General features: G+C 61.9%; 21 protein-coding genes and 1 pseudogene. 8 read left to right on the top strand and 14 right to left on the bottom strand.

The genetic code is table 11. The features are described from left to right. Positions 1–97 precede the first annotated feature (97 nt). Together N2597_RS29595 and N2597_RS29590 are read right to left on the bottom strand one after the other, a co-directional pair. Positions 98–913 carry an endonuclease/exonuclease/phosphatase family protein gene (locus N2597_RS29595; RefSeq protein WP_096764996.1) on the bottom strand — a complete coding sequence of 272 codons (816 nt, stop codon included), beginning with the start codon at positions 911–913 and terminating at the stop codon, positions 98–100. A 94-nt stretch (positions 914–1,007) separates the two neighbouring features. Continuing rightward, positions 1,008–2,471 (bottom strand): phospholipase D-like domain-containing protein, encoded by a 1,464-nt coding sequence (locus N2597_RS29590; RefSeq protein WP_040111651.1) that lies wholly within the window; start codon positions 2,469–2,471, stop codon positions 1,008–1,010. A gap of 167 nt (positions 2,472–2,638) precedes the next feature. On the opposite strand from N2597_RS29590, the gene N2597_RS29585 reads away from it, so the two are divergent. The 5 genes from N2597_RS29585 (at position 2,639) to N2597_RS29565 (ending at position 7,147) form a co-directional block, all read left to right on the top strand. Then, positions 2,639–3,280 carry a UdgX family uracil-DNA binding protein gene (locus N2597_RS29585; RefSeq protein WP_183598019.1) on the top strand — a complete coding sequence of 214 codons (642 nt, stop codon included), beginning with the start codon at positions 2,639–2,641 and terminating at the stop codon, positions 3,278–3,280. 142 nt (positions 3,281–3,422) lie between these two features. Beyond that, a complete protein-coding gene (locus N2597_RS29580) occupies positions 3,423–3,698 on the top strand; it encodes a DUF2934 domain-containing protein (protein ID WP_009993120.1) in 276 nt (91 codons plus the stop codon). Positions 3,699–3,838: 140 nt separating this feature from the next. Beyond that, positions 3,839–4,021 carry a hypothetical protein gene (locus N2597_RS29575; RefSeq protein ID WP_096764987.1) on the top strand — a complete coding sequence of 61 codons (183 nt, stop codon included), beginning with the start codon at positions 3,839–3,841 and terminating at the stop codon, positions 4,019–4,021. A 9-nt stretch (positions 4,022–4,030) separates the two neighbouring features. After that, positions 4,031–4,204, top strand: a complete 174-nt coding sequence (locus tag N2597_RS29570) for a hypothetical protein (RefSeq protein WP_183598017.1) — start codon at positions 4,031–4,033, stop codon at positions 4,202–4,204. A 219-nt stretch (positions 4,205–4,423) separates the two neighbouring features. Continuing rightward, complete coding sequence (locus tag N2597_RS29565; RefSeq protein WP_183598015.1) at positions 4,424–7,147, top strand: hybrid sensor histidine kinase/response regulator; 2,724 nt, start codon at positions 4,424–4,426, stop codon at positions 7,145–7,147. Here N2597_RS29565 and N2597_RS29560 read toward each other — a convergent pair. Then, positions 7,119–7,547 (bottom strand): hypothetical protein, encoded by a 429-nt coding sequence (locus tag N2597_RS29560; protein WP_183598013.1) that lies wholly within the window; start codon positions 7,545–7,547, stop codon positions 7,119–7,121. The genes N2597_RS29565 and N2597_RS29560 overlap by 29 nt on opposite strands. Before the next feature lie 172 nt (positions 7,548–7,719). Between N2597_RS29560 and N2597_RS29555 the strand changes: the two genes are divergently transcribed. The 3 genes and pseudogenes from N2597_RS29555 (at position 7,720) to N2597_RS29545 (ending at position 9,085) form a co-directional block, all read left to right on the top strand. Next, positions 7,720–8,034: a hypothetical protein gene (locus N2597_RS29555; protein WP_040111419.1), complete on the top strand. Its 315-nt coding sequence runs from the start codon at positions 7,720–7,722 to the stop codon at positions 8,032–8,034. A 51-nt stretch (positions 8,035–8,085) separates the two neighbouring features. Continuing rightward, positions 8,086–8,353 (top strand): annotated as a pseudogene (locus N2597_RS29550) (DUF3175 domain-containing protein). 6 nt (positions 8,354–8,359) lie between these two features. Continuing rightward, the gene (locus N2597_RS29545; RefSeq protein ID WP_183598011.1) at positions 8,360–9,085 is read left to right on the top strand and encodes a glutathione S-transferase; all 726 of its coding nucleotides are present in this window, start codon (positions 8,360–8,362) and stop codon (positions 9,083–9,085) included. Positions 9,086–9,094: 9 nt separating this feature from the next. Here N2597_RS29545 and ligD read toward each other — a convergent pair whose 3' ends face one another. The 11 genes from ligD to N2597_RS29490 all read right to left on the bottom strand — a co-directional run bounded on the left by ligD (position 9,095) and on the right by N2597_RS29490 (position 20,822). Then, positions 9,095–9,973, bottom strand: a complete 879-nt coding sequence (gene ligD, locus N2597_RS29540) for a non-homologous end-joining DNA ligase (RefSeq protein WP_183598009.1) — start codon at positions 9,971–9,973, stop codon at positions 9,095–9,097. Continuing rightward, positions 9,970–10,977 carry a DNA topoisomerase IB gene (locus N2597_RS29535; RefSeq protein WP_077989709.1) on the bottom strand — a complete coding sequence of 336 codons (1,008 nt, stop codon included), beginning with the start codon at positions 10,975–10,977 and terminating at the stop codon, positions 9,970–9,972. Before N2597_RS29535 ends, ligD begins: the two co-directional genes overlap by 4 nt. A 15-nt stretch (positions 10,978–10,992) precedes the next feature. Continuing rightward, complete coding sequence (gene glgX, locus N2597_RS29530) at positions 10,993–13,149, bottom strand: glycogen debranching protein GlgX (RefSeq protein ID WP_183598007.1); 2,157 nt, start codon at positions 13,147–13,149, stop codon at positions 10,993–10,995. A gap of 100 nt (positions 13,150–13,249) precedes the next feature. Continuing rightward, complete coding sequence (locus N2597_RS29525; RefSeq protein ID WP_040141050.1) at positions 13,250–14,044, bottom strand: SDR family NAD(P)-dependent oxidoreductase; 795 nt, start codon at positions 14,042–14,044, stop codon at positions 13,250–13,252. A gap of 150 nt (positions 14,045–14,194) precedes the next feature. Next, positions 14,195–16,111, bottom strand: a complete 1,917-nt coding sequence (locus N2597_RS29520; RefSeq protein ID WP_183598005.1) for a bifunctional sugar phosphate isomerase/epimerase/4-hydroxyphenylpyruvate dioxygenase family protein — start codon at positions 16,109–16,111, stop codon at positions 14,195–14,197. Between the two features lie 23 nt (positions 16,112–16,134). Next, positions 16,135–16,584, bottom strand: coding sequence for a type II 3-dehydroquinate dehydratase (gene aroQ / locus N2597_RS29515; RefSeq protein ID WP_040111411.1), 450 nt, complete (start codon positions 16,582–16,584; stop codon positions 16,135–16,137). A 1-nt stretch (position 16,585) separates the two neighbouring features. After that, positions 16,586–17,695 carry a Gfo/Idh/MocA family protein gene (locus N2597_RS29510; RefSeq protein ID WP_183598003.1) on the bottom strand — a complete coding sequence of 370 codons (1,110 nt, stop codon included), beginning with the start codon at positions 17,693–17,695 and terminating at the stop codon, positions 16,586–16,588. A 124-nt stretch (positions 17,696–17,819) separates the two neighbouring features. Next, entirely contained in the window at positions 17,820–18,581 is a 762-nt protein-coding gene (locus N2597_RS29505) for an amino acid ABC transporter ATP-binding protein (RefSeq protein ID WP_183598001.1), read from the bottom strand. Positions 18,582–18,612: 31 nt separating this feature from the next. Then, the gene (locus N2597_RS29500; protein ID WP_040111410.1) at positions 18,613–19,455 is read right to left on the bottom strand and encodes a transporter substrate-binding domain-containing protein; all 843 of its coding nucleotides are present in this window, start codon (positions 19,453–19,455) and stop codon (positions 18,613–18,615) included. 42 nt (positions 19,456–19,497) lie between these two features. After that, a complete protein-coding gene (locus N2597_RS29495) occupies positions 19,498–20,148 on the bottom strand; it encodes an amino acid ABC transporter permease (RefSeq protein ID WP_040141044.1) in 651 nt (216 codons plus the stop codon). Between the two features lie 5 nt (positions 20,149–20,153). Continuing rightward, positions 20,154–20,822, bottom strand: a complete 669-nt coding sequence (locus N2597_RS29490; protein WP_183597999.1) for an amino acid ABC transporter permease — start codon at positions 20,820–20,822, stop codon at positions 20,154–20,156. Positions 20,823–20,952: the final 130 nt, after the last annotated feature.

The raw sequence follows: 20,952 nt of genomic DNA, 5'->3' as shown, positions 1-20,952 counted from the left end.
CGCGGCCGAAAAAATGCCTCCACCGATCAACAACCGCGCTCCGTCCCGTGCGGCTGCCCCTTCATCCGAATAGACACCGCGGACGCGACAGGTTTTTCTAACCGGCCACCGGCTTCAGATCCACCAGCGCCTTGATCGGCAAATGGTCCGAGGCGATGCGCGCCAGCGGCGTGTCATGCGCTTCCACCTCGGTGATGATCCCCTTGCGGTTGGCGATGATGCGGTCGAGGGCGAGCAGCGGCAAGCCGGCGGGAAAGCTGGGGACTGCGGGCGGCAGCTCTCCGAAGGCGGATTGGAAGGTGTTGAGCGAGGAGCGGTCGCCGAGCCGCCATTCGTTGAGGTCGCCGAGCAGGATGGTCGGCATTTCGTGCCTGTCCTTGATCAGCTCGACCAGTGTGTGGGCCTGCTGGGCTCTGTTGTGGCGCAGCAGGCCGAAATGCGCGGCGATGATGCGCAGCACCCCACCCGTTTCGAGCTCGATCTCGGCGACGAGGGCGCCGCGCGGCTCCAGCCCCGGCAGCTTGACTTGGTGCACGTCGTGCACCAGCCCTTTCTTGAAGAGCACGACATTGCCGTGCCACCCATGCGCCTTGGCCATGCCGGCGACCGGCACCGGGATCAGTCCCGTCTCCCGCTCCAGCCGGCCGAGGTCGAGAATACCCGTGCGCTCGCCAAAACGCGTGTCGGCCTCCTGCAGCGCGATGACATCGGCACCGATTTCGTGAATCACCCGGCTGGTGCGTTCGGGATCGAAGCGGCGGTCGGTGCCGACGCATTTGTGAACATTGTAGGAGGCGATCAGCGTTCCCGCGCTGCGCGGCCGTGTCTCGGTATAGGCCGGATCAAGCCGCTTTTTCCTGCTCCTGATCGAGGCGAGAATACTGGCGGGAAGACTGTCTTTCCTGGCGTGCATCGGGCGGCGCATTTGTTCCGTTGATCAAAGGGCTACTCATTCCGCAGTATAGTCGGCCGAGCCGAACTTGCCACGTTAGAACGCAAAAAATCCGTCAGAGATAGGGCGAACCGAGCCATAGCACCTTCTCGATGAGTCGCACCGGGAAGGGTCGCGCGCGCAACCCCTCGAGCGTCACCAGCGTCGCCCCTTTCAGGGTTTCCTCGATATGCTCGTCGATCTCGGCGGCAAAGCCCTCGTTCAACACCTCGAGATCGACCTCGAAATTCAGCCTGAGCGAGCGCGGGTCGAGATTGGAAGAGCCGACATAGGCCCAGGTGCCGTCGATCGTCAGCAATTTTGAATGGCTGAAGCTGCCGGTCGAGCGCCAGATGCGGCAGTAGTTCTTGAGGATCTGATCGAATTGCGCCGTCATCGCCCGGTCGACCAGCATGAGGTTATTGACGTCAGGCACGATGATATCGACTTCGACGCCGCGACGCGCCGCCGTTACCAGGGCACTGATCAGTTCGCGGTCCGGCAGGAAATAGGGCGACATGATGCGGATCGATTGACGCGCGATGGAAAAAGCCCCCATCAGCATCTTGTGGTTGGTTTCGACGCTGCGATCCGGCCCGGAAGCGACGACGCGCATCAGGATGGGATCGCCGGGGTTGCGCTGCGGCGGTTCGATGCGCCAGGCTTCGCCGTTCAACAACTCCCCAGTGGTGAAGCGCCAGTCTTCGGCGGCAAGGTCGAAGAGGTCGGCGACGACAGGGCCGGTGACGCTGAAATGCGTATCATGGGCGAAGCTCTCGCCCGTTGCCTCCTCGCTGAAGCCCGCCCTGATATTCATCCCGCCCGTCAGCGCAATACGGCCGTCGACGATCAGGATCTTGCGGTGGGTGCGCAGATTGGCATAGGGCAGCCGCAAGCCCATGATGACGTTGCCGTTGAAGACGGCGACGGTGACGCCGCCATCCTTGAGATAGCCGAGAATGCTCGGCACTGAATAGCGTGCCCCAACGGCATCGATCAGCACCCGCACCGCCACGCCGCGCTTGACCGCCGCAATCAGCGCGTCGGCGATGCGCAGCCCGATGGCGTCGCGGTCGAAAATATAGGTTTCGAGCAGGATGCTGCGGCTCGCCCCGTCGACGGCTGATTTCATCGCCGCATAGGCCTCATCGCCGGTCTCCAGCATGTCGATCGCATTGCCCGAGGTCAGCGGGTTGCGGGTCACCCGGTCGCCCAGCGTCTGCAGCGCCGCAAAACGGCGGCCGAACTGGCTGATCACCGTCTCGGCCTCGGCGTCAAACGTTTCCAGCTCGTCGACACCGGGCGCAAGCAGCAGGGCATCGCGGCGAATGCTCAGCGATTTGCGGCGGATGCGGTTGATGCCGGCAATTGCATAGAGCAGCGCGCCGACGATCGGAGACAGGATGATGACACCGACCCAGCCGATCGCGGCGCGCACCTCCTCCTTGGTCATGGCGGCATGGATCGCCGCCGCGGCTCCCATGGCGATCGAAACGACAAAGAGGATATGCGGCCAGTAGGTCGACAGGAGATAGAACATCGCAGGCCAATATAACCGCGAAACGGCGGCGTTCAATTGCGCCTGCTCTCTCCTATGGCGCGAAATTTTTCGCCCGCCGCCATTCTTCGGCCGCCGGCGGCGGCTCGGCGGCCGGGGAACAATCCCCGTTGCGAGCAATTGATCCCCAGGAGATGAGGATCGCGATCATGAACATCGCCGCAAACGTCGGCCCGGCCTTGACGCTCGAAGTCGCCGATGCGGACAGCATTGCCGAGCTCCGCCATCAGGCCGAAGGCTGCACTCGCTGCGATCTCTACAGGAATGCCACCCAGACCGTCTTCGGCGAAGGTCCTGACAAGGCCGAGATCGTTCTTGTCGGGGAACAACCGGGTGACCGGGAAGATATCGCCGGCAGGCCGTTTGTCGGCCCGGCCGGCCATCTCCTCGACCACTGTCTTGAAGAAGCCGGTCTCAATCGCGAGCGCTGCTACGTCACCAATGCGGTCAAGCACTTCAAGTTCACACCGCGCGGCAAACGGCGCCTGCATGCCAAACCCAATGCCGGCGAGATCCGGCGTTGCGCCTGGTGGCTCGGCGCCGAACTCAACATCCTGCAGCCGAAGCTCGTCGTGGCGCTGGGCGCGAGCGCGCTTTACGCGCTGCTTGGACCGAAGGCAAAACTGACGCCGGAGCGCGGCCATATCCTGCAGCCGAGGAACCATCCGCCCGTTCTCGTCACCATCCATCCTTCCTTTCTCCTGCGCATCCGTAACGAAACGGAGAGGCACCGACAGCGCGAGGCGTTCGTATCAGATCTGCACAAGGCGACGAAATTTCAGCTGCGATGAACGCGGATTCTCAACCCTGATATGCTGCAACGCGAAATATTTACGGTTGCAGGCCGATTTCGCTTGAAACAGCGGCCCTCGTCTGGAACCATCCAGGCAGTATCGCGTTCGAACGACGGCATTATGTGACTGGAGATCAGCGATGGCAGAAACTCGGGAAGAGTGGATCAAAAAACGTGCATACGCCCTCTGGGAAGAAGAGGGCTATCCGACAGGGCGAGATTCCATTCATTGGGAACAGGCACGCCACGAACGCGAAGCGCTCGAAGGCTCTGCTGCCTCTTCCAATGGCAAAGAGGCCAAGCCCAAGGCCAAGCGCACCGTGACGACCACGAAGCTTGCCGCAACAGGCGCCAAGACGAACGGCGTCGTCACGCCGGCGCCCAAGCGGACTGCGAGCCGCAAGACGGCATCCTGAACACAGGAATACCGATCACATCGATGAAAGGGGGCGTCGTTGCGACGCCCTTCGGGTTTTCTTTGTCATACGCCTGAATTAGTTGTGTTTTATGGAAGTTCAGAGGTGGGCTTTTCCATGCGGGGGTGAATAGAAGCCGGATGACGCTGCAAGCTTTGAGGCTTCCCAAAAAAGTTGATCCCTCGCCCGATCGCCGGGAGCAAAACCAGACCGAGACTGTTGATGGCGAAACCGGGGAAAACGCCATGAACGACGGCGTGGCCGGGATTCTCTCCTTTGTCTTTTTCGCAGCCTGCGGCCGCGCCCTCACCGTGGTCGGGTGAGGTATGGAGATGTCGCTCCTGCTCGTCGCCGCGCTGCTCTATCTCGGTCTGGCGCTTGGATTGATCCTTATCGTCGACAAGCTCGTCGGACTGGTTTTCCGCGACCCCCGCAGTCCGATGCAACTGCCCTCCTTCGACATTGGCCGCGCCCTCGCGGCGTCGCAAAAATTCTACCGAAAATAACCGCTCGGGGACGGCCCGCGTCACCTTGCAAAAGATTGAACTCGCAGCGGTTAATGATATTTCGACACTCCCCTTTCCCTGCCTTCGCAAACCGCTATCTTGACGGTTGGACGAGCTGGACCCCTGCAGCCGCACCTCTTTTAGAAGTGCGAAGGCGGCTGCAGGACTTTCAATTGCTGCCGCCACACCGGCGCGGCGGGCGACAAGAAAGCGTTTTGGATGCGAAGCTTCGGCAAGGGCTGGCCGAGAGGCGGCGGCGAAATCGGCGAATTGCTGCGGCATCCGGCCTTTGAAGCCGTCGGTCTCGGACCGGCTGAAAGCTGGCCTGCGTCTCTCAAACATATCGCCGAAATGGTATTGAATTCGCGCCAGCCGAAATTCGTCGCCTGGGGTCCGGATCTCTCCTTCCTCTACAATGACGCCTACGTGCCTGTGTTCCCCGAGCGGCATCCCGCCGCACTCGGGAGACCCTTCCGCGAAGTCTGGGCGGATATCTGGGAGCAATTCTCGCCGATCGTTGCCAGCACGCTCAGCGGCAGCCCGCAGCTCTTCGAAGAGCTGCGCATTCCGATGCGCCGCGATGGCCGCACCGAGGACACATGGTTCACCTTTTCCTATACGCCGCTGCGCGATGATGACGGCACCATCGCCGGCATCCTCTGCGCGACCCTCGACGTCACCGACCAGGTGGCGGCCAAGCGCGGCGAGAAGCTGGCGCTTGAAGAGCTGCGCGCCAAGTCGGAGGCGCTTGCCGTCGTCAATCGGGCGGGTGCGGCGATCACCGTCGAGCCGGACGTCGAACGCCTGACACAGATTGTCGTCGATGCCGGCGTGACGCTCACCGGCGCCGAATTCGGGGCGTTCTTCTACAATGTCGATGATGGCGGGGGCGGCAGCTACATGCTCTACGCACTCTCCGGCGTCGACCGGAAGAATTTCGAAAAGTTCCCGATGCCGCGCAACACCAAGGTCTTCTCGCCGACCTTCGACGGCGAAGGTATCGTGCGCTCCGACGATATCCTGCTCGACCCGCGCTACGGGCAGAGCGCGCCGCATTTTGGCATGCCGAAGGGGCATCTGCCGGTCAGGAGCTATCTTGCCGTGCCGGTGAAATCGCGCGGCGGCAGCGTCATCGGCGGCCTGTTCTTCGGCCACGCCGAACCCGGGCGTTTTTCGCAGGCCGCCGAGGCGAGCCTTGTCAGCCTCGCCGGCCAATCGGCCGTCGCGATCGACAATATCCGGCTCTTCCGTGCCGCCAAGGTCGAAATCGACCAGCGCCGCGACATGGAAGATCAATTGCGCAAACTCAATGAAATGCTCGAGGTCCGCGTCGCGGCTGAGATCGCCGAACGCCAGCAGGCCGAAGCGGCGCTTCAGCAAGCGCAGAAGATGGAATCGATCGGCAAGCTCACCGGCGGCGTCGCCCATGACTTCAACAATCTGCTGCAGGTGATCTCGGGCAATCTGCAGCTTCTCGGCAAGGACGTAGCGGAAAACGGCCGGGCCAAGGAGCGCATTGCCAATGCGCTTGTCGCCGTCGAACGCGGTTCGCGGCTGGCCAGCCAGCTGCTCGCCTTCGGCCGCCGCCAGCCTCTGGAACCGAAGGTGATCAATATCGGCCGCCTCGTCACCGGCATGGACGATATGCTGCGTCGCGCGCTCGGCGAGGAGATCGAGGTCGAGACCGTCGTCTCCGGCGGCCTTTGGAACACCTTTGCCGATCCGGTCCAGATCGAGAACGCCCTGCTCAACCTGGCGATCAACTCGCGCGACGCGATGGATGGCGCCGGCAGGTTGACGATCGAGGTCGGTAACGCCTTCCTCGACGATTCCTACAGCCGCACCCTTCCTGAAGTGAAGGCCGGCCAATATGTCGTGCTGGCCGTCACCGATACCGGCTCCGGCATGACTGAGGCGGTAAAGGAGCAGGCCTTCGAGCCCTTCTTCTCGACGAAACCGGAAGGCAAGGGCACCGGTCTCGGCCTGTCGATGGTCTACGGCTTCGTCAAGCAGTCGGGCGGCCATGTAAAGATTTACAGCCAGGCCGGCCAGGGCACGACCATCAAGCTCTACCTCGCCCGCTCGTTCCGCAGCGAGGATCGCGTCACCGCCGCCGACACCGTGCCGGCAACCGGCGGGACCGAAACCATCCTTGTCGCCGAGGATGACGAGGGCGTTCGCACCACCGTCGTCGAGATGCTCTCGGATCTCGGCTATTACGTCTTAAAGGCAAAGGATGCGCAAAGCGCGCTGACCGTTGTCGAGAGTGGCGCCCATATCGACCTGCTCTTTACCGATGTCGTCATGCCCGGACCGTTGAAGAGCCCGGAGCTTGCGCGTATGGCGCGCGCGCGTCTGCCCGATATCGCCGTGCTCTACACATCCGGCTATACGGAAGACTCGATCGTCCATGGCGGCAGGCTCGATCCCGGGCTGGAACTGCTCTCCAAGCCCTATACGCGCGAGGAGCTGGCCCGCAAGATCCGCCACGTGCTCGCCACCCGGCCGCAAGCCGGCCGAGCGGCAGCCGATGCAGCTCGGCCCAATTCAAAACCCGCTGATCCAAGACATGCCGAGACTGCCGGAAAGCTGAAGCTGCTGCTCGTAGAAGACGATGCCTTCATCCGCATGGATACCGCCGAGATCCTGCAAGATCTCGGCTATGACGTCATTGAGGCCGAAAGCGGCGAAGCGGGGGCGGATATCCTTGGCCATACCGTCGTCGACATCGTCGTCGTCGATCTCGGGCTACCCGGCATGCCGGGATCGGCCTTTGCCGCCAGGGCTCGGGAGGCTCTTCCCTCGGTCGGGCTGGTCTTTGCCACGGGCGACAGCGACCTGCCTGTCGCCAATCGTCTCTCCGGCTCGGTGCTGCTGACGAAACCCTTCAACAGCGCCGCGCTTGAGCGGGCGGTCAAAACCGCCCTGCAGCAGCGGCCCTGAAGCCGTCGAACTCCGGATATTTGCCCAGCACATCAGCCTCGCTGGTGCAGCTGTCGTCGCGCGCCGTCAATTCGATCGAAATCGCGGTGGCGGAATCGAGGCGGCCACCGTCATGGCGGCTGCCTTCATCGTGATGGTTGGCACCATCCTGGTTGGTACCATTGTGATGGTTTGCACCATCGTGATAAACGGGAATGCGCGCGCCGCTCTGGCTGACCAGCACGGCATCACGGTTGAACCCCCTCTGCAGCAGCCAGTCGCGCGGCGCCATCAGGCGGATGTCGACCTCGTAGGATTGTGCCTTCCCTTCCTTGAGGCTGACGGTATAGGTGACCGGCGATACCTGGCCGTTCACCTCGATTACGCCGTTTCCGTCGGCTTGGACGAGGTGTTTTTCCATGTTCTCGGCTCCTTGCTATATATGGCTTATGCAGGCTTTCCCTTCGAAACCGGGCAAAAACGGCTTTTGTTCCGAAATCCGGAGCCTGCCCTCAGGGAACTTTTGCACTCCGCGCCGGTTGGATTCTTCTCACAAACGCACTGCATCGCTTTGCAAAAACAGGGAGGCGAAGATGCCGCGAGGAGACAAATCCGACTATACCGACAAGCAGAAGCGCAAGGCCGAGCATATCGAGGAAAGCTATGAGGATCGCGGCGTTTCCGAGAAGGAAGCCGAACGGCGTGCCTGGGCGACGGTCAACAAGGAAAGCGGCGGCGGCAACAAGTCCGGGTCCGGCCGCGGCAAGAAGGACACGCATGAATCCTCCGAGAAGGGCGGCCGCGCCGGCGGCGCTGCATCGGCAGCCCGCTCGAAAGAGGAACGGTCCGCCTCGGCCAAGAAGGCGGCTGCGACACGCAAGCGCAACGAACACCACAGCCACCACTGACGATGGGCGCGGCGGCCCTGCCGCCGGCTGCAGCCGCAAAGGGATTTCGACATGGCCAAATCGAAGAAGAAATGGTCGCAGAGCGTCACCGAAAACAGCAACGCGATGGACCTGAAGGAAGGCGTGTTCAAATCGGACGATCCGAAGAAGATCGCCCGCTCGGTCAAGCATTCGGCCGAGGAGAGTGAGCGCCGCAAGTCCAGCCCCTTCCGCGCGGCCATGTCGATGCTGACCTTCTACATCGAAAAAACGGCGCGGCACCCTTGAAAAGGCCAAGGACGAGCTGCGAAAAGACTTCGGTCGTAAACCGAAGGATTAAGCTGAGATGGCCTATGAGCTTTATTATTGGGACGGCATTCAGGGTCGCGGTGAATTCGTCCGTCTTGCGCTGGAGGAATCCGCCGCCGATTACGTCGACATCACCCGTGAGCCGGGCCGCGGCAGCGGCGCCATGTTCGACATCATGCAAAGCGAAAGCGAAGCGCATATTCCCTTCGCGCCGCCCTTCCTGAAGGATGGCGATCTGATTATCCCGCATGTCGCCAACATCCTGTTTTATCTCGGCCCGAGACTGGGGCTTGCCCCCGGGAATGAGGGCCTTCGTCATGTCGCCAACGGCCTGCAGCTCACCATTACCGATTTCATCGCCGAGGTGCACGACACGCATCACCCGATCGACATGTCACGATATTACGAAGAGCAGAAGCAGGAGGCGAAGGCCCGCTCGGCAGCCTTTATCGGCCAGCGCATCCCGAAGTACCTTGGCTATTTCGAGCGTGTGCTGCGGCAAAACCCTGATGGTTCCGGCTACGTCGTCGGCGACGCGCTGACCTATGTCGACCTTTCGCTTTTCCAGGTGATAGAGGGCCTGACCTATGCCTTCCCGAAGGCCATGGCCAAACGCAAGGCCGATTACCCCACCCTTCTGACCCTGCATGCCGCGGTGGCAAAGCGACCGAACATCGCCCGCTATCTTGCCTCCCCTCGCCGCCTGCCCTTCAATGAGGAGGGAATTTTCAGGCATTATCCCGAGCTCGACAGCGCGGAATGAGCGGGCCATTCATTGCAGCGGCACGGCCGCATCGAAGAAATCGCCCCAGGGATCGCGCGGCCGGGTCTCCAGCCGCTGCGGCACATTGGCGAGGGTGAAGGCGGCCGGACCGCTGAGTTCCTTCAGATCGGACCAATCGAGCGGCATCGACACCGGGGCACCCGGCCGCGCCCTGGTCGAATAGGGTGCGACCGCCGTGCTGCCGCGGCCGTTGCGGAGATAATCGATATAGATATGCCCGCCGCGTTTTGCCTTCGTCGCCGTTGCGAGATATTTCTCCGGCGCATCGGCCGACATGCTTTCGGCAAGCGAATGGGCGAAATCCTTGACCTCGGCCCAGCCGGCCTTCGGCGCAAGCGGTGTTACCACATGCAGCCCCTTGCCGCCTGATGTCTTGACGAAGGCTGCAAGGCCTCGGGCTTCCAGCCGCGCCTTCACGTCAAGTGCCGCCGATATCACCGCGCTCCAGACCACGTCCTCGCCGGGGTCGAGATCCATGATGATCATATCGGGTGTTTCCCAATGGTCGGTCGTCGTGCCCCAGGGGTGAATTTCAAGCGCCGTCGATTGCACAAGGGCGACAAGCCCGTCGAAACCGGAAATGCGCAGCAGTTTCTCGCCGTCCGCGTCCTGTGGATCGGCGATCTCCTCGATATGGGGATTCATGCCTTTCCAGCCATGTTTCTGGAAAAACCGCTGGTGGCTTTTTATTCCAGCCGGCAGGCGCAAAAGTGCCAGCGGCCGATTGACGAGATAGGGCGCCATGAAGGGCCAGACGGCGGCGTAATATTCCGACAGATTCCGCTTAGTCACGCCCTCGTCCGGCCAGTAAAGCCGGTCGGGATGGGTCAGGGATACGTCCGATGCCGGCGGGTTTGCGGGGTTCATTCCTCGATCTCGCGTGTCAGGAAATCAAGTAGCCTGTTTTCTTCCGCCCGCAAGCCCCGCAGCGGCTCGTTGCCACCCTCGATCAAAGGATGGTCATTGCCGGCAAGCGCGATGATTGCCGGATGGATATAGCTCGAGCGTGAGATTGCCGGCGTATTGTGCAGCGCTTCGGCCGCAGCCTCCGACATGTCCTTCACCGTCGGCCGGCCACCGGCGACAATTTTTTCGCGGGCCGCACCGAAGGCCGCCAACGATCCGGCCCAAGTGCGGAATGTCTTAGCGGAAATCGGAATGCCCGATATCTCGGTCAGATAGGCATTCAGCCGGCCGGAATCGACCGGTTTCAGCGCGCCGCTTTCATCCTTCCAGACGAAAAGCTGACGGCCGGGCAGGTCGGCGATCTCTTCCAGGATCTTCTGCAGCCTGGGATGCTTGAGGCTGCGCTGGACGCGCTTGCCGCCCTTGGCGCGGAATTTCAGCTCGATCCGCCCGTCGACGATCTTCAGGTGCCGCTTCAATAGCGTCGTTGCACCATAGGTGCCGTTCTCCCTGACATAAGCCTGGTTGCCGACCCGCAGATGCGCCTCGTCGAGCAGCGTCGTCAGTGCCGCCAGCACGCCGTTGACATCTTCCGTACCGGTGTCGAGATGGCGCAGCACGGTGCGGCGGATCTTCGGCAATGCCCGGCCGAATTCGATCAGCTGGTGGAATTTTCCGGCGCTGCGGAAGGATTGCCAGTCCTTGTGATAGCGATATTGCTTGCGCCCGCGCGCATCGATGCCGGTCGCCTGGAGGTGGCCGTTCTCGTAGAGACAGATCCAGACATTCTCATAGGCCGGCGGCAGGCCGAGCGCGCCGATGCGCGCCCGCTGCAACTCATCGGAAAGCGTCGTACCGTCCGGCATGACATAGCTGAAGCCCTTGCCTTTCCTTCGTCTGCGGATGCCCGGTTCGGTATCGCTGACATAGATGAGGCCAAGTTCGGTGATGACTTCGGCATTCATGCTGTTGACGACCTGCTATTTGCCGCGACGGCCGAACTGGAACCACCGGCGGCGCTGGGCTTTGCTCGCCCCCTCTGGAGGCTGGGTCTGGCCTTTCGGCGCAAAGACAGCCAGGCTCTGGGTGTAGACCATGACCGGATTGTCCTGATTGTGCACGTCGAAGGCCCCGGTCTCCGCGCCGGTGTCGAGAACCCGTGACCACTCAGTCAACCCGTTCACCTCCGGCAGATGCACTTGGCAATCACCGCCAGCGTTGAAGACGAGGAAAAGATCGTCCATCGTCTCGGTATCCGGCGCATGCGCGCTTTTCGAGAGGTAGACGCCGAGCACCTGCAATCCGTCGTCGTTCCAGGCCACATCATCCATGAAACCACCGTCCGGCTTGTACCAGGCGATTTCGATGCGCCCATCCTCACTCGTATCTCCGGTCAGGAACCGCTCCTGCCGGAGCACGGGATGGGCTTTGCGGAAGGCGACAGCCTGCCGGCAGAAATCGAGAAAGGGATCCTCGAGCCCGTCCCAACCCGTCCAGCCGATCTCGTTGTCCTGGCAATAGGCGTTGTTGTTGCCGCCCTGGCTGTTACCGAGCTCGTCGCCGGCCAGGATCATCGGCACGCCCTGGGACAGCATCAGCGTCGCCATCATGTTGCGGCGACGGCGTGCCCGGGCCGCATTGATATCGGGATTATCGGTGGCGCCCTCCACACCCATATTGTCGGAATGATTGTCCGAATGGCCGTCCCGGCCGTCCTCGCCGTTCGCCTCGTTATGCTTGCCGTCGAAGGAGACGGTGTCCATCAGGGTGAAGCCGTCGTGGGCTGACAGAAGATTGATCGAGGAGGTTGCCCCCCGGTCCGAATGGTTGAATTGCAGCGCCGAGCCGGTGATGCGCGCCGCCAGTTCCGACACCATGCCGCCGTCGCCTTTCCAGAACCGGCGCACGTCGTCGCGGAACTTGTCGTTCCATTCGCGAAAAGGGTGCGGGAACCCGCCGACCTGATACCCGCCTTCGCCGATATCCCAGGGCTCGGCGATCAGCTTGACGCCCGACAGGATTGGATCCTGACGGATAGCGCCGAAGAACAGACCCTGTCGATCGAACTCCAAATCCTGACGGCCGAGCGTGCTGGCGAGATCGAAGCGGAAGCCGTCGATGTGCATGACGCCCACCCAATAGCGCAGGCTATCGAGCACCATGCGCATCACCATGGGATTGGCAACGTTCAACGTATTGCCGGTGCCCGTCGTGTCGAAGGTATGGCGCGGGTCGTCGGGAGAGAGGATGTAGTAGCTCGCATTGTCGAGCCCGCGGAAGGACAGCGTCGGCCCCTTCTCGCTGCCCTCGGCTGTGTGGTTGTAGACCACATCCATGATGACCTCGATGCCGGCGGCATGGAACCGCTTCACCATGGTTTTGATTTCGGTGATCCTGTCACTGGAGAGATAACGCGTCTGCGGCGCAAAAAAGCCGAGCGTCTGGTAACCCCAGTAGTTCCTCAGCTTCTTTTCCAGCAGATAACGATCGTCGAGGAAGTACTGGATCGGCAAGAGCTCGATTGCCGAAATGCCGAGCTTAACGAGATGGTCGACGATCGGATCGCTGCACATGCCGAGAAAGGTGCCGCGCAACCGGTCGGGCACCTTCGGATGCGTCATCGTCAGGCCGCGCACATGCGCCTCGTAGATGATGGTGTCGGGCCAGGGGCGGCGGATCGCCTCTTCACCCGCCCAGTCGAAATCAGGATCCTGCACCACGCTTTTGACCATGAAGGGTGCGCTGTCGCGCTCATCGAAGGAAAGATCGTCCTCGCCGATCCGGTAGCCGAACAGCGCGTCGTCCCATTTCAGGTCCCCCGTTACCTGCTTGGCATAGGGATCGATCAGCAGCTTGTTCGGATTGAAGCGATGGCCGGCCTGCGGGTCGTAGGGCCCGTGGGCGCGATAACCGTAGACGGTGCCGGGGCCGAGGCCGGCAATATAGCCCGACCAGATATCGCCCTCGCGTTTGGGCAGCGGCAGCCGCGCGATCTCGTTCTTTCCGTCGGGGGAGAAGAGGCAAAGCTCGATCTGTTCCGCATGGGCTGAGAAGACGGCGAAGTGGGTGCCTGAACCAATATATTCCGCCCCGAGCTCCGGTTTGAGGAAGTCGAGTTCCGAAAATGAAAAGCTCATGGTGCCCCGCTTGAAAATATGGCCAAGCGGGAAACGTGACGGCGGTTCGAAAGTTCCCTCCGGCGGGGCAAAAGGAAAGAGGCCCCTCCGGAGAGTATGGCTAGGGCATCAGCTGGCCGCCATTGACCTCGATGATCTGGCCGGTGATGTAGCCGGACAGCGTCGGCGAGGCGAGAAACAGATAGGCGCCGACGCAATCCTCGGAGGTGCCGACGAAACCCATCGGGATCGACTTGCGCTGCAGCTCCATCTGCTCGTCATTGGTATAACGCTCGTGGAAAGGTGTCGCGATGACGCCCGGCGCCACGGCGTTGACACGGATCCGGTCGGCGACGAATTCCTTGGCATGGCCGCGGGTGATCGTCGAGACGAAACCCTTCGACGCCGCATAGAGGATCGCCCCATTGCCGCCGCCGTTGCGCGCCGCGATCGAGGTGGTGTTGATGATGAAGCCGCCCTGCTTTTTCAGCCAGGGATGGGCCGCACGCGTCGCAGCCAGCACCGAGCGGGCGTTGAGATCCATGACAGCGGCATAATGCGCATCGGTATATTCCGAAGTCGGCTTGCGCCCCAGCATGCCGCCGGCATTGTTGATCAACCCGTCGAGATGGCCGAAGGTCTTCGCCGTCTCCTCGACGACCCGCTCCGTCTCGCCTTCCCGCGATACGTCGCCCTGGATCAGATGCACAGTACCGCCCACCGCCCGGATCTCCTCGGCGAGCGTCTCCGCCGGTTCACGGCTGGCGTTGTAATGCACGCCGACCTTGGCGCCTTGTGCCGCAAAGGCGCGGGCGAGCGCCGCACCGATGCCGGTCGAGGCGCCGGTGATCAGCAGGGCTTTCCCAGATAGATCCGGCAGTTTGATCGATGCGAGCAATTGAGCAAGTTCTGTCATGGCTATGAAGCCTCCCGAGAAACCAAGGACATAGGTGATGAAACAGGCACGGGAAGTCTATCAGCCGAAATCGGCGAAGAGCAACGCACGAAAAGGCGAGAATTGCATGAGAGGTCCGACCGACAACGGCATGCACTGCCGGTGGGAAATTCAGGGGTGCAAGTCACGGCGAACCTTCGCGATCGCCGGCAGTCCCGGCGGCCGCAAATGTTTCCTCAGCGCGGCAATCCTGAAGATGGCGTTCGCAGCGCCATAACCGCGGTAACCGCGCCGCTCGACGATCTCGAAGAACAGTCCCTCTCCATAGGTCGGGCTGTAGAGCTGGAAATATTCACCGGCCTCGTCGCGGTCATAGAGGATGTTGTTGGCCTTGAGGCGTTCGGCGAATTCGGCCTCGAGGCCGAAGCGGGCTTCGAGATCGTCATAATAGTTCGGCGAGATCGAAAGCGACACGAAGCCGTTCGCGACAAGGGCGGCGGCGGTCGCGAAGATGTCGTCGGTCCTGAAGGCGAGATGCTGGATGCCGGAGCCGAAGGTTTCGGCGATGAAGCGGCCGGCGAGCGTGTTGCGGTTTTCCGCGCCGTTCATGGTGATGCGCAGCGAGCCTTCTACATTCTCCACCACCTGGCTGCGGACGATGCCGGAGGGATCGACGATATCGACCATCGGCGTCTTCTCGGCCTCGACGAGCGAGGTGTAGAAGAGCAGCCAGGTCAGCAGTTCCTCGTACTTCATCGTCTGCGCCATATGGTCGATCGACTGCAGCCCGGCCGGCTGCGGAGCGGCATCGTCGTCGATCGCATCGAATTCGATCTCCCAGATGCGGGCAAGCTCGCTCTGTCGGTCGAGGAAATAGAGGACACCGCCACCAACGCCACGCACCGCCGGCATCTCGATTTCGCCGGCATCGAGCGATTGCTCGAAGCGTTCGGCCCCGAGTGCGACGGCGCGCTGCAGCGCCGCCTTGGCATCGTCGACCATCAGCCCGGCGGCATAGGCCGAGGTGCCGTGCACGGCATAGGAGGCGCTGGCAAAACCCTTGCGTTCGGTGTTGACGACGAGATTGATCGCGCCCTGGCGAAAGACCGTCACCTGCTTGCTCTTGTGTCTGGCCGCCTTGCGGAAACCGAGGCTTGAAAACAGCGCCTCGAGCGCCGCCGCCTCGTCCTCGTCGGCGGTGAACTCGATGAAGGCGATGCCCTCGACCTTGGCGCGCGGCGGCATCACCGGCACCGGCAGGGCGCTCTCCGGCTGCTGGCGCTTGACCTGATCGCCGAGATAGATCAGCGAGCGGCGGCCATCGACCGCGATCGCATTGGCGGATCCGCCGCGGAACTGGTCGTTGAAGATCTCCAGCGACAGATAGCCGTCATAGCCGGTGGCGGCGACCGCCTTCATGAAGTCGAGCACCGGCAGGTCACCTTCACCCGGCATGTTGCGGAAGTGCCGGCTCCAGTAGAGCAGATCCATGTCGATCAGCGGCGCATCGGCGAGCTGGATGATGAAGATCTTCTCCTTCGGGATCGAGCGGATCGAGTTGACGTCGATCTTGCGCGACAGCGTATGAAAGCTGTCGAGGATCAGGCCGATATTCGGATGATCGGCCCGCCGGACGATCTCCCAGGCGTCGCGGTGATCATGGATGTGACGGCCCCAGGCAAGCGCCTCATAACCGACGCGCAGGCCGCGCCTGGCGGCGCGCTCGCCGAGTTCGTGAAAATCCGCCGCCGCCCGGTCGAGGCCGCCGAGTGCGGCCGGCGAGACGTTCGAGCAGACCAGCACGAGGTCGGTGCCCATCTCCTGCATCAGGTCGAACTTGCGCTCCGCCCGGTCGAAGGTACGGCTGCGCAACGGCTCCGGCATGCCTTCGAAGTCGCGGAACGGCTGAAACAGCGTGATCTCCATGCCCAGATCCCGCACCATGCGGCCGACCTCCTTCGGGCTCTCGTCGAAGATCAGCAAATCATTCTCGAAAATCTCCACCCCGTCGAAGCCTGCTTTGGCGATCGCCTCCAGCTTGTCGCTGAGGTCGCCGCTCAGCGAAACGGTCGCTATCGATGTCTTCATCGGCGTGGTCCTTCCGATACGCGTCAAGTCGTCATCGTCTTGGCGACGAGCCGCGCGGCCGCCTCGAGTGCGAGCTCATAGCCATCCGGCCCGAGGCCGCAGATCACACCGGTCGCCGCAAAGGAAATGTAGGAGTGATGGCGAAAACTCTCGCGCCGATGCACGTTGGTGATGTGCAGCTCGATGATCGGGCCCTCGAAGGTCTTCAGCGCATCATGGATCGCGAGCGATGTGTGGGTATAGGCGCCGGCATTGATGACGATGGCGTCGGCGGCGTGGCGGGCCTCATGGATCCAGTCGATCAATTCGCCCTCGTGATTGGACTGCCGGAAGACGACCCCATGCTTTCGCCCTGCAGGGCTCCCATGACACATGGTTTCGATATCGGCGAGCGTCGTCCTGCCGTAAATATGCGGCTCCCGCTGGCCGAGCAGATTGAGGTTGGACCCATTGAGAACGAAGATCGGTTTCATGTCAGGATGCTTTCCTTGGATTCGTATCTTGGGAGGCCGGTGGGTATTTCCCGGCGGCGAGCGCCTCGTAACGATCATCGAGATCGATCCTCCTTCCCGATGCGGCAGCCTCGGCCACGGCAAGCGTCGCGATCAGCGTTCGCGCGCCATCCTCGACGGTGAGCAAGGATTCCGCCTTGCCGAGGACGACATCGCGGAAATGGTCGAGCTGGGCGCGGTAAGGATCGATGGAGCTTGCAAAAAGGCGCTGCGACTGGATCGGCCTGTTCCAGTTCTGGCCGCCATCCGCCTGCGCCCAATGGACCAGGCTCGGGAATTCCAGCGAACCGCGACTGCCGACGAAGCGGTAGCTGCTTTCTCCGCTGAACGGAAATTCGACCGCTTCACCGACGCCCTGTTCGGTCGTCCAGGGCGAAACAGCACTGTCGCTCGCAAAGACGGTACCGATGCAGCCTGCGTCGAATTCGAGCAGGGCGCCGGCCGTATCCTCCACGGGAAATTGCCGCTGGCGGCTTGAGGAGATGGCGCTGACGCCTCGAATCTCGCCGGCGGTGTAGCGCAGGAAATCGATCTCGTGGATGAGGTTGATCAGGATCGGACCGCCGCCCGACTGGGTGCGCCACGGCGCGACACGGAAATAATCATCCGGCTTGTAGGCCGCCCAGATGGCGGAGACCCCGACAAGATTGCCGATCAATCCGTCCCCGAGCAGGCGCCTCAGCGTCTTGACCTGATCGTGATGGCGGCGGTGGTGGCCGACAAGTGTCCGGACCTTGTTTGCGCGCACCTCCAGAAGCAGATCGGCAGCACTTTCGAGCGTATCTGTGACCGGCTTTTCGATCAGCATATCGATCCCGAGACGTGCGCATTCTATGCCGATCGACGCATGGCTCTGATTGGGCGAAGCAATGATGACTGCCTGCGGCCGCGCCTGGTCGAGCAATGATCTGTAATCCCCGAAGACCGCGATGCCGGGATATTGAGCCGAGACGGCATCGCGATCGAGGTCGGCGATGCCGGCCAGCTCGAAATCGGGATGCTCGATGGCCTTCTTGATGTGCTTGCGGCCGATCAGGCCCGCACCGATGACGCCGATGGAAATATTTGCCATGCTTTCAACCATTCCGTTTCAGTCACATGAAGTCTGCGGGCACGCGCGAGGCGACTGTCTGCCAACCGCTCATCCGAGATATTTCGAGCGGCGTGTCGCCGTCGAAGCAAAGGTCTTGTCCCGCTCAGTGCCCGAGAATCTGTCCGAGAAAGGCGCGAGTGCGCTCGTTCCGGGGTGCGGTGAAGAATTCCTCGGGCGGCGCCTCCTCGATGATTTCGCCGTTCGCCATGAAGATCACGCGATCGGCAACAGCGCGTGCAAAGCCCATTTCGTGGGTCACGCAGATCATCGTTCGCCCTTCGCCGGCGAGCGAGACCATGGTGTCGAGCACCTCCTTGACCATTTCGGGATCGAGGGCGGAGGTCGGCTCGTCGAAGAGCATCACCTTGGGATCCATGCAGAGCGCGCGGGCAATCGCCACGCGCTGCTGCTGGCCGCCGGAAAGCTGCGCCGGATATTTATGCATCTGATCGGAGATGCGCACACGCTTGAGATAGGCGCGCGCGACCTCTTCCGCCTGCGTCGCCTTCATCCCACGCACCTTCATCGGCGCAAGCATGCAGTTCCTCAGAACCGTCATGTGCGGGAAGAGATTGAACTGCTGGAAGACCATTCCGACCTCACGCCGGATGGCGTCGATCGAGGCGCCGGATTTCAACTCGATGCCATCGACGACAACCCGGCCGCCGGCAAAGTTCTCGAGATAGTTGATGCAGCGGATAAGTGTGGATTTCCCTGAGCCGGACGGACCGCAGAGAACGACCTTCTCGCCCTGCCTCACCGTCAGGTTGATGCTCTTCAGAGCATGGAAGGCGCCGTAATACTTGTCCACGGCTTCCATGACGATCATTGGATCGGCAGTGGCATTGTCCGTAATTTTCGCCATCGTATTCACGGCGTCTTCCTCATCTGCTTGGTTATTGAACGGCGAACGGGATGTCAGGCAGCGAATCCGGGAAGTCGGGCGTGTCCTGGCCAAGCCATTTCTGGTAGATCTTCTCCAGCCGACCGTCGGCGCGAACCTTGTCGATGAAGGCGTTCAACTCTTCGACGAACTGCTTTTGGCCCGGGCGCACGGAAATGCCGTTATATTGCCGGTTGAACTGCAGTTTCTTTTCGAATTTGAAGTCGGGCGCGATCTTGGCGATGCTGAGGAAGTAGGTATTGTTGGCACCGAGTGCGTCGACCTGACCGGAAAGAAAGGCCTGGATGGCGGTGGCATCGTCATCGAAGCGCTGGATCGTCGCCCCTTGCGGAGCATTCTTGGTCACCTGCGTATCCTGTGCCGAGGAGCGGGCAACGGCAATCCGCAGGCCCTTGAGGTCCTCCGGCGCCTTGATGTTTGTCTCCGGCTTGGCGAGCAGTATGATGTCGATCGCCGAATAGGGCTTGGTGAACTGCACCACCTTGGCGCGGTCGGGATACATGCCCATCACGGCAATCAGCGCATCGACCTTGTTGGTCATCAAGGTCGGGATTCGGTTGGCGACGGCAACGCGGTTGAACTCGACCGGTACCCCGATCTCCTCGCCGAGAAGCTTGGCGAAATCGGCATCGAAGCCGGCGCTCTGATTGCTTTCGTCGACGAACCCCCATGGCGGATTCTCGCCCTGAATGCCGATCACGATCTTGCCGTTCGCCTTCAGCTCCGCAAAGCTCTGCGCATCGGCCTGGCCGGCGCCGAATGCGACGAAGAGGCCAAGGCCGATTGCCCCCACAGCCCCCCAGGCTTTCCTCAACATATTGGTATTCTTGATCATTAGGCTTCCTCCTTGCCCTTTGGCGTGATTCCCCTGCGCGCGTTAGCGGGCGCTCGCAAAGCGTTTTTCCAGCTGGAAACTGAAGTGCGACAGCGGCCAGCACAGCGCGAAGTAAAGCGCACCGACGAGGCCGAAGACGATAAGCGGTTGATAGGTGGCGTTGGATACGATCTGGCCCGCGCGCGTCAGCTCGGTGAAGCCGATGATGGCGGCAAGCGACGTGCCCTTGACCAGTTGCACCAGGAAGCCGACGGTGCTCGGCAGCGAAATCCGCAGCGCCTGCGGCAGGATGACGTAGACAATACGGCTCCGGTATCCGAGCCCGAGCGCCCTGGCCGCCTCGTCCTGCCCCTTCGGCAGCGCCATGATGGTGCTGCGCCAGATTTCGCCGAGATAGGCGCTCGCATGCAGCGTCAGGCCGGCGGCCACCGCGATCCAGGCATTGACCGTGATGCCGATCAGCGGCAGGCCGTAATAAATCACAAAGAGCTGCATCAGCAGCGGCGTGCCCTGAAAGACGATGATGAAGGCTGCCGCAGCGCCTCTCAGCGCCTGCAACGGCGCGGTGCGGATCAGGGCGATGCAGAGCCCGCCGCCGGCGCCGCAGACAAAGGCGATTGCTGCGAGCAGGATCGTCCAGCGGAAAGCTTCGAGCAGGATGATGATCTGGTTGAGGCCGAGTGTCTGAACCATTGCCGTCACCGTGTCGGATAGGAGAGAAGGCCGCGCTGGATTGCGGCGAAGAGGCCCGTCAGCATGGCGGACATTCCGAGGTAAAGTCCGGTCAGGGTCAGATAGACCTCGAAGCTGCGAAAGGTCGTCGATTCCAGCTCCTGACCAATGCTGGCCAGCTCCATTGCCGATATCGAGGCGATCACGCTGGAGGTCAGCATCAACAGGATGAACTGGCTTGCGAGTGCGGGAAAGCTGACGCGCAACGCCGGCCGCAGGATGATGTAGCGGAACACCTGGAAACCGTTCAGGCCGAGCGCGCGGCCTGCCTCGACCTGGCCCTGGTGGATCGATTCCACCCCGCCGCGGATGATCTCGGCGGCATAAGCGCCGCCGTTAAGACCGAGTGCCACGACAGCGGCCGTATCGGGCGCCAGTCTGACGCCGATCGACGGCAGGCCGAGATAGATGAAAAAGGCCTGAACCGGAAAGGGGGTATTGCGGATGATCTCGATGAAACCTTTCACGAGCCAGACAAACGGCCCGAACCCGGTCCGGCGCAGGGCAACACAGAGAAGGCCGATGGCAAAGCCCATCGCCATTGCCTTGGTCGAGATCGCAAGCGTCAGCCAGCATCCATAGAGAAGCCGAGGCCACGCGTCGAAAATGACGCTGAAGTCGAATTGATAGCTCACCGTGAGCCCCTCCCGAGCCGCAAGCGCCTTCTCCATCCCAGGCGTTTGCGTCCAAATGTTCATCTTGGTACAAAGATAGTCAGATGATCGAATATCTGTCAACTCCTCGGCCAGGTTAACTGATTTGCCC

It is taken from the genome of Rhizobium sophoriradicis, from assembly GCF_025200795.1.
Taxonomy (GTDB): domain Bacteria; phylum Pseudomonadota; class Alphaproteobacteria; order Rhizobiales; family Rhizobiaceae; genus Rhizobium; species Rhizobium sophoriradicis.
Note: the sequence above shows the minus strand (reverse complement) of the source record. Positions and strands in the feature narration are given on the sequence as shown.

Bases quoted from the DNA above. Each gene is read 5' to 3' on its own strand.
- N2597_RS29595 (WP_096764996.1), bottom strand. From the start codon at position 913: ATGCACGCCAGGAAAGACAGTCTTCCCGCCAGTATTCTCGCCTCGATC.
- N2597_RS29590 (WP_040111651.1), bottom strand. From the start codon at position 2,471: ATGTTCTATCTCCTGTCGACCTACTGGCCGCATATCCTCTTTGTCGTT.
- N2597_RS29585 (WP_183598019.1), top strand. From the start codon at position 2,639: ATGAACATCGCCGCAAACGTCGGCCCGGCCTTGACGCTCGAAGTCGCC.
- N2597_RS29580 (WP_009993120.1), top strand. From the start codon at position 3,423: ATGGCAGAAACTCGGGAAGAGTGGATCAAAAAACGTGCATACGCCCTC.
- N2597_RS29575 (WP_096764987.1), top strand. From the start codon at position 3,839: ATGACGCTGCAAGCTTTGAGGCTTCCCAAAAAAGTTGATCCCTCGCCC.
- N2597_RS29570 (WP_183598017.1), top strand. From the start codon at position 4,031: ATGTCGCTCCTGCTCGTCGCCGCGCTGCTCTATCTCGGTCTGGCGCTT.
- N2597_RS29565 (WP_183598015.1), top strand. From the start codon at position 4,424: ATGCGAAGCTTCGGCAAGGGCTGGCCGAGAGGCGGCGGCGAAATCGGC.
- N2597_RS29560 (WP_183598013.1), bottom strand. From the start codon at position 7,547: ATGGAAAAACACCTCGTCCAAGCCGACGGAAACGGCGTAATCGAGGTG.
- N2597_RS29555 (WP_040111419.1), top strand. From the start codon at position 7,720: ATGCCGCGAGGAGACAAATCCGACTATACCGACAAGCAGAAGCGCAAG.
- N2597_RS29545 (WP_183598011.1), top strand. From the start codon at position 8,360: ATGGCCTATGAGCTTTATTATTGGGACGGCATTCAGGGTCGCGGTGAA.
- ligD (WP_183598009.1), bottom strand. From the start codon at position 9,973: ATGAACCCCGCAAACCCGCCGGCATCGGACGTATCCCTGACCCATCCC.
- N2597_RS29535 (WP_077989709.1), bottom strand. From the start codon at position 10,977: ATGAATGCCGAAGTCATCACCGAACTTGGCCTCATCTATGTCAGCGAT.
- glgX (WP_183598007.1), bottom strand. From the start codon at position 13,149: ATGAGCTTTTCATTTTCGGAACTCGACTTCCTCAAACCGGAGCTCGGG.
- N2597_RS29525 (WP_040141050.1), bottom strand. From the start codon at position 14,044: ATGACAGAACTTGCTCAATTGCTCGCATCGATCAAACTGCCGGATCTA.
- N2597_RS29520 (WP_183598005.1), bottom strand. From the start codon at position 16,111: ATGAAGACATCGATAGCGACCGTTTCGCTGAGCGGCGACCTCAGCGAC.
- aroQ (WP_040111411.1), bottom strand. From the start codon at position 16,584: ATGAAACCGATCTTCGTTCTCAATGGGTCCAACCTCAATCTGCTCGGC.
- N2597_RS29510 (WP_183598003.1), bottom strand. From the start codon at position 17,695: ATGGCAAATATTTCCATCGGCGTCATCGGTGCGGGCCTGATCGGCCGC.
- N2597_RS29505 (WP_183598001.1), bottom strand. From the start codon at position 18,581: ATGGCGAAAATTACGGACAATGCCACTGCCGATCCAATGATCGTCATG.
- N2597_RS29500 (WP_040111410.1), bottom strand. From the start codon at position 19,455: ATGATCAAGAATACCAATATGTTGAGGAAAGCCTGGGGGGCTGTGGGG.
- N2597_RS29495 (WP_040141044.1), bottom strand. From the start codon at position 20,148: ATGGTTCAGACACTCGGCCTCAACCAGATCATCATCCTGCTCGAAGCT.